Origin of the sequence: Micromonospora sp. S4605 (genome assembly GCF_003176715.1) — a bacterium.
Classification (GTDB): domain Bacteria; phylum Actinomycetota; class Actinomycetes; order Mycobacteriales; family Micromonosporaceae; genus Micromonospora; species Micromonospora echinaurantiaca.
Genome location: NZ_QGSW01000204.1, coordinates 1 through 13,775, shown reverse-complemented (window position 1 = coordinate 13,775; position 13,775 = coordinate 1). Strand labels below are relative to the sequence as shown.

Below are 13,775 nucleotides of genomic sequence, written 5' to 3'. Positions count from 1 at the left end.
GGGCCGGTGAGCACCTCGCCGGACTCCTCCGGCGCGCCCTCCGGCCGGCCCTCGGGCTGCCGCTGCCGGGGCGCCGTCGGGGCGCCGGCCGGCCCAGCCTCGGCCGGCTCGCTCGGCTCGCTCGGCTCGCTCGGCTCGCTCGGCTCGGTCGGGGCGGTCGGGGCGGGCGGCGGGAGGTCGCGGCGTACCGGCCGCTCCACGGTGACGGCGGTGCGGGCCAGCCAGAGGTCGAGGACGGCCACCGCGGTCAGCGCCAGCGCCCAGCCGGCCGGGCCGGTGATCCGGTCGTACGCGAACAGCGGCAGCACCGGCTGGGCGGCGAGCACGGTGGCGAACCGCGGGGCGCGCAGTCCGGTCCAGTTGGCGTAGCCGAAGGCGACGCCGGCGGTGACCGCGAAGACCAGCCCGGCGAAGACCGCCCCCGAGGTGCCGCTGCCGCCGATCCGGTCGACGGCCCACAACGCGTACCCGGCCAGCGGCACCAGCAGCAGCCCCACCGCGGCGATGGTCTCGGCGGTGGAGGTGAGCCCCCGGCGGGCCAGCGCGGGCGGGGCGAGCAGCATCAGCACCGTGGCGAGCAGCAGGATGCCCAGCCGGCCCAGCGCGTCCATCGAACTGGTCGCCACCGCGGCGAAGACCACCGCGGCCACCCCGAGCAGCAGCGCGCCCAGACCGAGCGGGATGTTCTGCACCTCCCGGGAGGACGCCTCCGGCGGGTGCTCCGGGTCGTCGGCGTCGAGCCAGGTGGCGGTCGACAGCGGCGGCTCCGGGTCGTCCGGGCCGGGCGGCGGGGTGCCCTGCCGGGGTACCCGGGGTGGGGCGCCGGTGGTGGCGGTGGGCGGCCGGCGACCGGGCCGGCGGCGTAGCACCCGGCGGGGCCGGGTGGCCTGCTTGAGCCGTTCCTCACCGGCGTGCGCGAGGATGTCCCGCTGGAAGAGGGCGGCCTGCATCTTGGCGGCGATCTGCCGCTGTTCGCTGGCGATGGCGGCCTCGCGGGCCTTCATCTCCGCGATGGACCGCTCGATCTCCGCCAGGTGCTCGATCCACTGTGGCTGCTCGGCCCCGCAGTGCGGGCAGCGGACGGCCGGCTTGATCTCCCGGCCGCACGAGGAGCACTGAAAGGTCGCCACGACACCCCTCCACCCGCACTGTGGACTCCCACTGTCGCAGCATGCCCAATGGCGGCGCGGAATTCGACAGTTGACGGCGGGTCCGGGGCAAACCAAGTGACGCGGCCGGCCGCGGAGCACGCTCCGCGGCCGGCCGCCGGTGTCGAGGAGGGGGCCTTCAGGGGCGGCCCATGCCGCGGTACTCCCAGCCGGCCTGCGTCCACAGGGTGGAGTCGAGGCAGTTGCGGCCGTCGACGACCTTCCGGCCGGCGGCCAGTTCGCCGAGGGCGACCGGGTCGGCGTTGCGGAAGTCGGCCCACTCGGTGAGCACGCAGACCAGGTCGGCCCCGGTGACGGCGTCGTTCATGCTGGCCTCGTAGGTCAGCTCGGGCGCCACCCGGCGGGCGTTCTCGGTGCCCTGCGGGTCGTAGACGTGCACGTCGGCGCCGGCCTTGTGGAGCAGCGCGGCGACGGCCAGCGCGGGCGCGTCGCGTACGTCGTCGGTGTTGGGCTTGAAGGTCGCGCCCAGCACGGCGATCCGGGTGCCGGACAGGTCCGGACCGGCCGGCCCGGAGCGGCGGCCGAGCAGCTCCGCGGCGAGCTGGAGGACCCGGGTGCGGCGGCGCAGGTTGATCAGGTCGACCTCGTGCAGGAAGCGCAGCGCCTCGCCGGCGCCCAGCTCCTGGGCGCGGGCCTGGAACGCCCGGATGTCCTTGGGCAGGCAGGCGCCGCCGAAGCCGAGGCCGGCCTGGAGGAACCGGTTGCCGATCCGCGGGTCGTAGCCGATGGCCCGGGCGAGCTGGGTGACGTCGCCGCCGGAGGCCTCGCAGACCTCGGCCATCGCGTTGATGAACGAGATCTTGGTGGCCAGGAAGGCGTTCGCGGCGACCTTGACCAGCTCGGCGGTGGCGAAGTCGGTGACCACCAGGGGCACCTCGCGGTCCTCGGTGGCGGCCAGGTCGAAGACGCCCTTGTGGGCGGCGTAGAGCATGCCGTTGGCCCACTCGCTCTTGACCCCGACCACGATCCGGTTGGGGCGCAGCACGTCGTCGACGGCGAAGCCCTCCTGAAGGAACTCGGGGCTCCACGCCACCTCGACGCCGAGGTCGGCCGGGGTGTGCTTGCCGACCAGCTGCTCGACCCACTCGGCGGTGCCGACCGGGACGGTGGACTTGCCGACGATCAGCGCCTTGCGGGTCAGGTGCTGGGCGAGGCTGGTCACCGACGCCTCGACGTACGACAGGTCGGCGCCCATGCCGTCGGCCCGCTGCGGGGTGCCGACGCAGATGAAGTGCACGTCACCGAAGTCGGCGGTCTCGGCGATGTCGGTGCTGAACCGCAGCCGGCCGGCGGCCAGGTTGCGCTTGAGCAGCTCGTCCAGGCCGGGCTCGTGGATCGGCACCTCGCCCGCGTTCAGCTTGGCGATCTTGTCCGCGTCGACGTCGAAGCCGAGCACCTCGTAGCCGAGTTCGGCGTAACAGATGGCGTACGTCGCGCCGAGGTAGCCGGTGCCCAGGAAGGTGACCCGCGGCCGGGGTGCGCCCGAGGGGGGCGTCACCGCGGCGATGGCGGGTACCGGCTGGATGTTCGGGTACGGAATCGTCACGCCTGTCTTCTCCGCTCGCACTGGCGGCGCGTCGTCGCGTCGCGTTCTGCCGCTGCGGCGCCTGGGCCGGGCACCAGAGGGACTCTATGCCTGTCTGTTCCATCATCGCCGGCGGCGTGGGCGCTCCGTCAGGTCCAAGCCTACGCGGCGGTAACATCAGCTGAACCGGTCGCTATCCTTCAGTCTGCGCCGTCGGGCGATCAGGTGACGTTACCGACTGCGCATGATAGCCGTGAAGGGGAGGGGCCGACATGGCCGCAGAGGAGTCGTTCGACGTCTACCGGTTGCCGGAGGAACACCAGGCGATCCGGGAGGCGGTCCGTGAGGTCTGTGCGGCCAAGGTGGCACCGCACGCCGCCGAGGCGGACGAGACCGGTGAGTTCCCGAAGGCGTCGTACGACGCGCTGCGGGCCGCGGACTTCCACGCCCCGCACATCCCCGTCGAGTACGGCGGCGCCGGCGCGGACGCCCTGGCCACCGCGATCGTGATCGAGGAGGTGGCCCGCGCCTGCGCCTCCTCCTCGTTGATCCCCGCGGTGAACAAGCTCGGCACCATGCCGCTGCTGCTGGCCGGTTCCGACGAGCTCAAGCGCCGCTACCTGACCAAGGTCGCCTCCGGTGACGCGATGTTCTCGTACTGCCTCTCGGAGCCGGAGGCGGGCAGCGACGCGGCCTCGATGACCACCCGCGCGGTCCGCGACGGCGACCACTGGGTGCTCAACGGCGTGAAGCGCTGGATCACCAACGCCGGGGTCTCGGAGTACTACACCGTCTTCGCGGTGACCGACCCCGCCGCCCGCTCCCGGGGCATCTCCGCCTTCGTGGTCGAGAAGTCCGACTCCGGGGTCAGCTTCGGCGCGCCGGAGAAGAAGCTGGGCATCAAGGGCTCGCCGACCCGTGAGGTCTACCTGGACAACGTGCGGATCCCGGCGGACCGGATGATCGGCGCGGAGGGCACCGGCTTCGCCACCGCGATGCAGACCCTGGACCACACCCGGGTCACCATCGCCGCCCAGGCGGTCGGCATCGCGCAGGGCGCGCTGGACTACGCCAAGGGGTACGTGCAGGAGCGCAAGCAGTTCGGCAAGCCGGTCGCCGACTTCCAGGGCGTGCAGTTCATGCTCGCCGACATGGGCATGAAGCTGGAGGCGGCGCGGCAGCTCACGTACGCCGCGGCCGGCCGGTCCGAGCGCGGCGACGCCGACCTGACCTACTTCGGCGCGGCGGCCAAGTGCTTCGCCTCGGACGCGGCCATGGAGATCACCACCGACGCGGTGCAGCTGCTCGGCGGTTACGGCTACACCCGGGACTACCCGGTGGAGCGGATGATGCGGGACGCCAAGATCACCCAGATCTACGAGGGCACCAACCAGGTGCAGCGCATCGTGATGGCCCGCCAGCTGCTCAAGGGCCTGGCCTGACGGGTCGCCGCGGCGGATCGACCCGGTCCGCGGCGGCGGGTACGGCGGATCGTGGGCGGGCCGGTCACCCGGCCCGCCCGTCCGTCATTTGATCTCGGTGGTGGTGTCCTCCGCGCGGCCGGTCGAGCGGGGCGGCGCCGACCAGGGCGACTCGCCACCGGTCCGGCGGGGCAGCGGTTCGGTCGGCGTGGGGTCGGGGTAGCCCAGGGTGAGCGGGGGAGTGTCCCGGTCCGGGGTGCCCGACGACGACCAGTCGGTCAGCGTGAAGTCCTGCCCGGCCGGTCCGGCGGCCGGGGCCGGCTCGGTCGCCGGCGCCGGCCACTGCCGCCAGCGTTGCCCGCTGAACACCGCCACGATCAGCAGCAGGCCGATCAGGAACAGGGTGCCGTTCTCCACCGGCAGGCGCAGGGGGAGCGGATCACCGAAGGCCTTCCAGTCGTCCGGGATGCGGTTGCGCACCTGGAACGGCGCGACGAACAGCCCCACGTACGGGAGGGCCAGCAGCAGCCCGGCCACCAGCGGGCCGAGCGGTGAGATGCGCAGCGTGCCGAGCAGACCCAGCAGGATCCCGCCGACCGCGAGGTAGACGGCCGGCTCGATGAGGTTGGCCGTGTTGAAGGTGCCGATCTCCACCCAGCGGTCGACGGTGCCGGCCGACCCGTCCTGCCCGAGGGCGACCAGCACCCACGTGACGGGTGCCACCACCAACCCGGCGAGGAAGCTCCAGAGATGTCGCATCCGCGCACCGTACCGTTTCCGACATGACAGAGCACCCCTCCGCCGCACCGTCGGGCAAGCCGACGTCGTACTCCCGGGTCACCCTGAGCCGGATCATGACCGCCGTCGACGTGAACCTCTACGGCACCGTGCACGGCGGCGTGCTGATGAAGTTCGTCGACGACGTGGCCGGCGCCGCGGCGGCCCGGCACAGCGGCGGCACGGCGGTCACCGCGGCGATCGACGAGATCGTCTTCTCCGAGGCGGTCCGGGTCGGTGACCTGGTGCACGCCCACGCCCAGGTCAACTGGACCGGGCAGACCTCGATGGAGGTGGGCGTGCGGGTGGTGGCCGAGCGCTGGGACTCGGCCGAGGACGAGCCGGTCCGGGTGGCCACCGCGTACCTGGTCTTCGTCGGGGTGGACGTGGGCGGGACGCCGCGCCCGGTGCGCCCGGTGCTGCCGGAGACCCCGGAGGACGAGCGCCGGTTCCGCGAGGCGGAGATCCGCCGCGCCCACCGGCTGGCCCGTCGCCGCGCCATCCAGGCCCACCGGGCCGGCTGAGCCGCCGGGTCCACACAACCGGACGGTCCGGCATGTGGCCCGGCCACGCGCCCTGGACGGCACCCGGTGCGCAGAATGACGATCTGAGGTAGGGCAAGATGGCGCCACGGCCCATTTCACAGCGTCGTGCGGGGCCAGGGGAGGGTGGAGCAGTGACTGACGTGCTGTGGACGCCGCCGGCGGACGTACGCGAGCGGTCCCGGATCGGGACCTACCTGAGCTGGCTGCGTGAGCACCGGGGGCTGGACTTCGCCGACTACGACGAGCTGTGGCGGTGGTCGGTCACCGACCTGGACGCGTTCTGGCGGTCGATCTGGGACCACTTCGAGGTCATCGCGCACACTCCGCCGACCGCGACGCTGGCCGACCGGGGGATGCCCGGCGCCCGCTGGTTCCCCGGCGCCACCCTCAACTACGCCGAGAACGTGCTGCGGATGCCCGGCCGCGCCGACGACGACCCGGTGGTCATCGCGCACGGCCAGACCCGGGAGCCGGTCACCCTCACCGCCGCCGAGCTGCGCGAGCAGGTCCGCCGGGTGGCGGCCGGGCTGCGCCGGCTCGGCGTCACCGCCGGCGACCGGGTGGCGGCGTACGCGCCGAACATCCCGGAGACGTACGTGCTGCTGCTCGCCACCAGCAGCATCGGGGCGATCTTTTCCTCCTGCGCGCCCGAGTTCGGCACCCGCAGCGTCACCGACCGGTGGCAGCAGATCGAGCCGAAGGTGCTGGTCGCGGTGGACGGCTACCGCTACGGCGACAAGCCGGTGGATCGCCGGGGCGAGGTGGCCGCCATCCGGGCCGCCCTGCCGTCGCTGGAGCACACCGTCGGCATCGCCTACCTCGACCCGGCCGGCGAGCAGCCGGCGGGCGCGATCTCCTGGGACGAGCTGGCGGCCGCCACCGACGAGCCGCTCACCTTCACCCCGGTCCCCTTCGACCACCCGCTCTACGTGCTCTACTCCTCCGGCACCACCGGCCTGCCGAAGCCGATCGTGCACGGCCACGGCGGCATCCTGCTGGAACACCTGAAGATGCTCGCCCTGCACCACGACCTGGGCCCGGCCGACCGGTTCTTCTGGTTCACCACCACCGGCTGGATGATGTGGAACTTCCTGGTCTCCGGGCCGGCCGTCGGCGCGGCGATCGTGCTCTTCGACGGCAACCCGGGCCACCCCGACCTGGACGCGCTCTGGCGGCTGGCGGAGCGGACCGGCACCACCTACTTCGGCACCTCGGCGCCGTTCCTGCTGGCCTGCCGCAAGGCCGGCCTGGTGCCCAAGGAGATCGCCGACCTGGCCGCGCTGCGCGGTCTCGGCTCCACCGGCGCGCCGCTGCCCGCCGAGGGCTTCACCTGGGTGTACGCCGCCGTCGGCGACACCCTCCAGCTCCAGTCGCTCTCCGGCGGCACCGACGTCTGCACCGGCTTCGTCGGCGGCGTGCCGCTGCTGCCGGTGCACGCCGGGCGGATCACCTGCCGGGCGCTGGGCGCCAAGGTGGAGGCGCGCTCCGGCGACGGCACCCCGGTCATCGGCGAGCTGGGCGAGCTGGTGATCACCGAGCCGATGCCGAGTATGCCGGTGGGGTTCTGGAACGACCCGGACGGCACCCGCTACCGGGAGGCCTACTTCGACCACTACCCGGGGGTCTGGCGGCACGGCGACTGGATCACGATCGACGAGCGGGGCGGCTGCGTGATCACCGGCCGCTCCGACGCCACCCTCAACCGGGGCGGCGTCCGGCTCGGCACCGCCGAGTTCTACTCGGTGGTCGAAGGGCTGGACGAGGTCGTCGACTCGGTGGTGGTGCACCTGGAGGACGACGAGGGTGGCGCCGGTGAGCTGCTGCTCTTCGTGGTGCTCGCCGAGGGTCTGGAACTCGACGACGCGCTGCGCGCCCGGATCTGCCGCGAGCTGCGGACCGCGCTGTCGCCCCGGCACGTGCCCGACGAGATCCACCAGGTCCGGGCGGTGCCGCGCACCCTGTCGGCGAAGAAGCTCGAGGTGCCGGTCAAGAAGATCCTCACCGGTACGCCGGTGGACTCGGCGGCGGCCAAGGGCGCCCTGGCCAACCCCGAGTCGCTGGCGGCGTTCGCCAGCTTCGCCCAGCGCCGGTCCACCGAGGACCACCCCACCCCGGCCTGACGAGGCGAGGGCTCAGGGCAGCGTGCGGGTGACCTTCTCCGTCTCCGCCCGGGCCGGGAGGCGGGCGGGGTCGAGGTTGGCGCAGAGGACGGTGCTGGCGGTGGCGGTGAGCGGGGCCAGCAGCCAGTCGAGCGGGTCGGGGTACGCGGCCGTGTCGATCAGGACCCGGTCGCCGGGGGCGATGCCCAGCTCCGCCGCGCGCTCGACCGCACGGGCGATCAGCTCCGGCTCGCCCGGCCCGGCCGGGGCGTACGGGGTGAACTGGTCGCCGTGCGTGCGTACCTCCACCACGTAGTCGGCGAAGCCGGGCGGCACCTGGGGCAGCGGTAGGGCGAACGGGTGCAGGCCGAGTGCGTAGCGCTCGTCGGCCGGCCAGGCGTCCGCCTCGCCGGCCCGGTCGGCGGTGGCGAAGAGCGCGCCCACCGGCCCCGGTTCCCGGGCCACCGCCAGCCCGGCCGACCAGCAGCCGAGCAGCACTCCGGCGGTCTGCCAGTGCGGCGGGAGCAGCACCGCGGCGGTGTCGTCCGGGCCCAGCGCCGCGCCGTCGACCAGCAGGTTGGCCGTCTTGGCCACCCAGTTCGCCAGCGTCGCGCCGGACAGCTCGGTCCGCTCGCCGGTGGCGTCGTCGTACCAGGTCAGCAGCGGGCGGGTGGGGTCGGGCGCGATCGCGCCGGCGAACACCCGGGCAATGTTGTCGGCCATCGACGCGAACGATACGCCCCCGCGGGCCGTACTCGATGACGACGTCAAGTCGGCGTACCGTCGGGTCGCAGTCAGCGCCCGAGCCGGGCTCCGGCGTAGGCTTGCCCGGAGTGTTGTTCCCCACAGACCCGCCAGTTCAAGGAGTCGCCCCGTGACCGCCGGTCGCCCGCCCCGCGTGCTCATCGACGCCACGAGTGTCCCCGCCGACCGTGGCGGCGTCGGTAGATACGTCGACGGCCTGCTCGGCGCCCTCGGCAAGGTGTGCGGTTCGGGGGTGGACCTGGCCGTGGTGAGCCTCCGCACCGACCTCGAGCGCTACACCCGGATGCTGCCCGGCGCGGAGATCATTCCCGCGCCGGCCGCCGTCGCGCACCGCCCGGCCCGGCTGGCCTGGGAGCAGACCGGCCTGCCGCTGCTCGCCCAGCAGGTGGGCGCCCAGGTGCTGCACTCGCCCTTCTACACCTGCCCGCTGCGGGCCGGCTGCCCGGTGACGGTGACCGTGCACGACGCCACCTTCTTCACCGAGCCGGAGCACTACGACAAGTCCCGCCGCACGTTCTTCCGCAGCGCGATCAAGACCTCGCTGCGCCGCGCCGACCGGGTGATCGTGCCCAGCAAGGCCACCCGGGACGAGCTGATCCGGCTGCTCGACGCCGACCCGACCCGGATCGACGTGGCCTACCACGGGGTCGACCACGCCGCCTTCCACGCGCCCAGCGAGGAGGAGAAGGCCCGGGTGCGGGCCCGGCTCGGGCTGGGCAGCAGCAGCTACGTGGCGTTCCTCGGCGCCAAGGAGCCGCGCAAGAACGTCCCCAACCTGATCCGGGGCTGGGCCCGGGCGGTGGCCGACCGCACCGACCCGCCGGCCCTGGTGATCGCCGGCGGGCAGGGGCACGACGACGACATCGACCGCGCGGTGGCCGAGGTCCCCTCGCACCTGCGCCTGCTGCGCCCCGGCTACCTGCGCTACGCCGACCTGCCCGGCTTCCTCGGCGGGGCGCTGGTCGCCGCCTACCCCTCCTACGGCGAGGGCTTCGGCCTGCCGATCCTGGAGGCGATGGCGTGCGCCGCGCCGGTGCTCACCACCCCCCGGCTGTCGCTGCCCGAGGTCGGCGGCGACGCCGTCGCCTACACCAGCGAGGACGCCGACCAGATCGCCACCGACCTGGCCGCCCTGCTGGACGACGAGCAGCGCCGGCTGACCCTGGCCAAGGCCGGTTTCGACCGGGCCAAGGAATTCACCTGGGAGTCCAGCGCCGAGGTGCACATCGCGGCCTGGTCCCGGGCCCGGGCCTGAGGGGCTGGTGCGGGGGGTCGACGACCGCGGCGTACCAGGCCGGGCGAATCGGGCATGATGTGCGGGTGATTTACGCCGTCATCCCGGCGGGCGGCAGCGGCACGAGGTTGTGGCCGCTGTCCCGCGCGGGCCACCCCAAGTTCCTCCACCCGCTGACCGGCACCACCGCCTCGCTGCTGCAGGCCACGGTGGAGCGGCTGGCGCCGCTGACCACCCCCGAGCGCACCCTGGTGGTCACCGGGGCCGCGCACGTGGCCGCGGTGGCCCGCCAGCTGGCCGGCCTGCCGGAGGAGAACATCCTGGTCGAGCCCTCGCCGCGGGACTCGTGTGCGGCGATCGCGCTGGCCGCGGCGGTGATCGCGCTGCGCGACCCGGAGGCGGTGATGGGTTCGTTCGCCGCCGACCACCTGATCGCCGACCCGGAGAGTTGGGTGGCGACGGTCCGCGAGGCGGTCCGCGGCGCCGAGCAGGGGCGGCTGATGACGGTGGGGATCAACCCGACCCGCCCGGAGACCGGCTACGGCTACCTGCAGACCGGCGACCCGGTCGGTGACGGGCCGATGCGCCCGGTCACCGAGTTCAAGGAGAAGCCGAGCGCCGAGGTGGCCGAGGCGTACCTGCGCTCCGGGCACTACCTCTGGAACGCCAGCATGTTCGTCTGGCGGGTGGACGTCTTCCTCGCCGAACTGGCCCGGCAGCAGCCGGCCCTGCACGCCGGGGTCACCGCGATCGCCGCGGCGTGGGGGACCGAGGAGCAGGACGAGGTGCTCGGCACCGTCTGGCCCACGCTGCCCCGGATCTCCGTCGACTACGCGGTGATGGAGGGCGCGGCGGCGGCCGGGCGGGTGGCCACCGTGCCCGGCGAGTTCGGCTGGAACGACGTGGGCGACTTCCACACCCTCGGTGACGTGCTGCCGGCCGACGCCGACGGCAACGTGGTGCTGGGCGCGGCGAAGCCGGGGGTGCTGCTGCGGGACAGCAGCAACCTGGTGGTGGTGCCGCACTCCGGCCGGCTGGTGGCCACCGTCGGAGTGCACGACCTGATCGTGGTCGACACCCCGGACGCGGTGCTGGTCTGCCCGCGCGACCGGGCGCAGGACGTCAAGAAGATCGTCGACGAGCTCAAGGAGCGGGGCGAAGAGGGGCTCGTCTGAGCGCGGCCAGGGCCGGCGCGACGAGCTGCGCGGTCCCGCCGGCCAGCGGCTGCGGCAGCCGGTCCGGCGGGAACCAGCCCAGCGCCTCCGACTCGTCGCTGACCCGTTCCACCGCGCCGGGCGGGGCGAGGACGGCGAACCGGACGTCGTAGTGCAGCGAGCCGCCCTGGCAGGCGACCGGGTGGACGTCCACGTCGATCGGCACCGGGTCGACCCGCAGGCCGGCGATCCCGGACTCCTCGGTCGCCTCGCGCAGCGCGGCCCCGGCGAGCGTCCGGTCGGCCGGCTCGCAGTGCCCGCCGAGCTGGACCCAGCGCTTGAACTTGCCGTGCAGGCAGAGCAGCACCCGCTCGCCGGTCGGGTCGAGCATCAGCGCGCTCGCGGTGACGTGCCCGGCGCGGTGCGCCCGGCTCATCGCCACCGGCCCCGCGGCCAGCAGGTCGAGGGTGCGGTTCCGGGCCGCGGCGGCGGCCGGGCTGGTCGGCGCCCAGTCGCCGAGCACCGCGAGCGCGTCGGCGTGCAGCGCCGGGTGCCCGGCCGGGTCGGTGGTGCGGGTGGCGGTCGGTGCGTCCGGCATCCCGACACTGTACGAGCCGCCGGTTCGTACCCTGGCCGGGTGACCCTGCGACTGCTCGAGTTCGTGGTCGGCGGCAACGAGGCCAGCGACCTGCTGCCGATCCGCTCCGCGGCGCTGCTGCGCGCCCACGGCGCCCGGCGCGGCTTCTGGACGGTGCTCGACGAGGGCCCGGTGGAACACTGCCTGGCCCTGCTGCTGGAACTCGACGACGGCCGGTGGACGGCCCACCACGTCAGCGCCGACGCGGGTACCGAGAACGGGCGGACCGAGGACGGCGAGGCGCTCGCCCACCACGACGGCTGGGTCTACGTGTTCGGCTCGCACTTCGGTTCCAAGGGCGGGCCGCTGCGCCCGCGGCGTGCCTTCGTCGCCCGGTTCCGGGAGGACGACGCGGCAACCGGGGTGCTGCCGGTGCGGGTGGTGCGGAACCGGTTCCGGGTGCACCGGGCGGTCAACGACGCGCTCACCAAGGCGGCGTTCACCCCGCTGCCGCCCGGTGACCGGGTGCGGTCCCGGTTCGTCGAGGCGACGCTGGTGCGCGGCACGGCCCGGGCGAAGGGCTGGGTGAACCGGCTGAACCCGGACGACCTGCCGCTGAACGTGGAGGCGGCCGCGTTCACCCCGGCCGGCACGGTGCTGCTCGGGCTGCGGTTCCCGGTGACCGTCGACGGCGAGCCGATCCTGGTGGAGCTGGCCGGTGTGCCGGAGATGTTCGGCGACGTCCCGGCCTGGCCGACCGCGGTGGCCGCGTACGCCCTGACCGGGGTGACCCCGCGCGGCGCGCTCACCGGGTTCCGGGCCTTCGCGCCGGCCCCCGACGGCGGGTACGCGGCGGTGATCGGTTCGATCGACGCGCTGGGCAAGGGCTCGGTGCTGCTCGACGACCATCCGACCGGCGGCGACGTCACCTCGCGGCACGTCCGGTTCCGGCTGCCGTCGCAGGGGCACCTGGTCGCCGGTGAGCTGGTGGCCGACCTGGCGCCGTTCCACCACGTCGAGGGGCTGGCCGAGCTGGACGGACGGTGCTTCTACGTCACCGACGAGGACCACCGGGTGGCGCTCTGGGTCGGCTGAGTCGGCGGAGCACCCGGGACGAGACGACCGGACGGCACCTCTGCGGAGCGTGGGCCGCAGACCCTCGTGGTGCCGCCCGGCCACCGGTTCCTCCCCCGGTCCCGGCGCCCCGGGCAGGTGGCGCGTCGTCGACGCGCCGGCCTCATCGGGCATCTGGAAGCATGCCTAACCGTCCCCGGAGGCGTCGAGGTTTTTCAGCCCACGCTTAAAGATGGAGATAAGTGCCGGCCAGGTACAGTGCGAAGGGTCGCCCGCCATCCCTTGACCCGGCGGCGCGGGAGCGCACCATGCTGAAGATCTACTTTTCCGAGGAGGACATCCTCCGGACCCGGGTCGCCCCGGGTGCGGACCCGGTCTGGGAGTTGGTCCTCAGCCTGCACCTGCTGCAGGGGCGCAGCCGTGACCCGTTGATGGCCAACTGGCGGCGCTCGGTGGCCCAGGGGTTGCGCCAGGAGAGCGCCTCCGAGCGGCTCCGCCTGCTGTTCGCGCTGAACCCGCCGCGCGGCTACTTTCCCGACTTCCTGACCCCCTATCAGAGCGTCACCGGGTTCGAGGCCGGCCTGGACGCGGTCCGCAGCACCCCGGTCCCACTGCTCCAGCGCGACCTCGCCCTGCTGGCCGGCGGCACCAGCCTGCCCGAGGGGGCCGCCGCGCTGGCCCGGGGCGAGCCGGAGGCGCTGCGGCAGCTCACCGGCGCCATGGAGCAGTACCGGTCGCTGGCCATCAACCCATACTGGGCGCGGATCCAGGCGGCCGTGGAGGCCGACCGGACCCGCCGGGCCCGGGCCCTGCTCGACGGCGGGGTGGAGGGGCTGCTGGCCAGCCTGCGGCCGGCGATGCGCTGGGAGTCCGGCATGCTCGAGGTGCGCGACTATCCGGACAGCCGGGAACTGCACCTGGACGGGCGCGGGTTGCTGTTGGTCCCGTCCTTCTTCTGCGCGCGCACCCCGGTCGCGCTGCTCGACCCGGCGCTACCGCCGGTGCTGGTCTACCCGGTGGACAAGTTGGGTGGCCTGGAGCCGGGCGGGGCCGGGTCCACCGCCGGTCGGGAGGCGCTGGCCGCGCTGCTCGGCCGCACCCGGGCCGCGGTGCTGGAGGCCAGCGACGACGGCTGCACCACCGGCGAGATGGCTCGCCGGTTGCGGATCTCCCCGGCCGCCGCGAGCCAGCACGCCACCGTGCTGCGCAACGCCGGCCTGCTGGTCAGCCAGCGCGACCGCAACACCGTCCTGCACACCCTGACCCCCCTCGGCCGCGCCATGCTCGACGCCTGACCCACCCCACCGTCCGCGCCGAGCCGCGTCGATCCGCGTCGATCATGAAGTTGATGTCAGTCGCCTCGGCGTGTCGTGCCGACAACTTCATGGTCAACGGTGCGGTGCCTCAGAGGGCCAGGGCGGCGGTGGCGGTGGTG

At 73.9% G+C, this 13,775-nt stretch carries 11 protein-coding genes and 1 pseudogene; 7 read left to right on the top strand and 5 right to left on the bottom strand.

Features of this window, described 5'->3' with window-relative positions; genetic code table 11:
• Together DLJ47_RS16645 and DLJ47_RS16640 are read right to left on the bottom strand one after the other, a co-directional pair.
• Positions 1–1,130 (bottom strand): annotated as a pseudogene (locus DLJ47_RS16645) (SCO7613 C-terminal domain-containing membrane protein); the annotation flags it as partial.
• Positions 1,131–1,287: 157 nt separating this feature from the next.
• On the bottom strand, positions 1,288–2,715 hold the full coding sequence (locus tag DLJ47_RS16640) for a UDP-glucose dehydrogenase family protein (RefSeq protein WP_109900894.1): 1,428 nt from the start codon (positions 2,713–2,715) through the stop codon (positions 1,288–1,290).
• A 251-nt stretch (positions 2,716–2,966) separates the two neighbouring features.
• Here DLJ47_RS16640 and DLJ47_RS16635 point away from each other — a divergent pair, with 251 nt between their 5' ends.
• Positions 2,967–4,136, top strand: a complete 1,170-nt coding sequence (locus DLJ47_RS16635) for an acyl-CoA dehydrogenase family protein (protein WP_109900893.1) — start codon at positions 2,967–2,969, stop codon at positions 4,134–4,136.
• An 84-nt stretch (positions 4,137–4,220) separates the two neighbouring features.
• Here DLJ47_RS16635 and DLJ47_RS16630 read toward each other — a convergent pair whose 3' ends face one another.
• Positions 4,221–4,874, bottom strand: coding sequence for a hypothetical protein (locus DLJ47_RS16630; RefSeq protein WP_109900892.1), 654 nt, complete (start codon positions 4,872–4,874; stop codon positions 4,221–4,223).
• 23 nt (positions 4,875–4,897) lie between these two features.
• On the opposite strand from DLJ47_RS16630, the gene DLJ47_RS16625 reads away from it, so the two are divergent.
• Positions 4,898–5,416 carry an acyl-CoA thioesterase gene (locus DLJ47_RS16625; protein ID WP_109900891.1) on the top strand — a complete coding sequence of 173 codons (519 nt, stop codon included), beginning with the start codon at positions 4,898–4,900 and terminating at the stop codon, positions 5,414–5,416.
• A gap of 152 nt (positions 5,417–5,568) precedes the next feature.
• A complete protein-coding gene (locus tag DLJ47_RS16620; protein ID WP_109900890.1) occupies positions 5,569–7,557 on the top strand; it encodes an acetoacetate--CoA ligase in 1,989 nt (662 codons plus the stop codon).
• Positions 7,558–7,569: 12 nt separating this feature from the next.
• Here the strand turns inward: DLJ47_RS16620 and DLJ47_RS16615 are convergent, their stop codons facing one another.
• Positions 7,570–8,259 carry a TIGR03089 family protein gene (locus tag DLJ47_RS16615; protein WP_109900889.1) on the bottom strand — a complete coding sequence of 230 codons (690 nt, stop codon included), beginning with the start codon at positions 8,257–8,259 and terminating at the stop codon, positions 7,570–7,572.
• 151 nt (positions 8,260–8,410) lie between these two features.
• Here DLJ47_RS16615 and DLJ47_RS16610 point away from each other — a divergent pair, with 151 nt between their 5' ends.
• Together DLJ47_RS16610 and DLJ47_RS16605 are read left to right on the top strand one after the other, a co-directional pair.
• Positions 8,411–9,556, top strand: a complete 1,146-nt coding sequence (locus tag DLJ47_RS16610; RefSeq protein ID WP_088995933.1) for a glycosyltransferase family 4 protein — start codon at positions 8,411–8,413, stop codon at positions 9,554–9,556.
• A gap of 65 nt (positions 9,557–9,621) precedes the next feature.
• Positions 9,622–10,710, top strand: a complete 1,089-nt coding sequence (locus DLJ47_RS16605) for a mannose-1-phosphate guanylyltransferase (RefSeq protein WP_109900895.1) — start codon at positions 9,622–9,624, stop codon at positions 10,708–10,710.
• Here the strand turns inward: DLJ47_RS16605 and DLJ47_RS16600 are convergent.
• Entirely contained in the window at positions 10,679–11,287 is a 609-nt protein-coding gene (locus tag DLJ47_RS16600) for an NUDIX hydrolase (RefSeq protein ID WP_109900888.1), read from the bottom strand. The two genes, DLJ47_RS16605 and DLJ47_RS16600, sit on opposite strands and share 32 nt — an antisense overlap.
• A gap of 39 nt (positions 11,288–11,326) precedes the next feature.
• Here DLJ47_RS16600 and DLJ47_RS16595 point away from each other — a divergent pair, with 39 nt between their 5' ends.
• Together DLJ47_RS16595 and DLJ47_RS16590 are read left to right on the top strand one after the other, a co-directional pair.
• A complete protein-coding gene (locus tag DLJ47_RS16595) occupies positions 11,327–12,361 on the top strand; it encodes a hypothetical protein (protein ID WP_109900887.1) in 1,035 nt (344 codons plus the stop codon).
• A gap of 287 nt (positions 12,362–12,648) precedes the next feature.
• Positions 12,649–13,635 (top strand): ArsR/SmtB family transcription factor, encoded by a 987-nt coding sequence (locus DLJ47_RS16590; protein ID WP_109900886.1) that lies wholly within the window; start codon positions 12,649–12,651, stop codon positions 13,633–13,635.
• Positions 13,636–13,775: the final 140 nt, after the last annotated feature.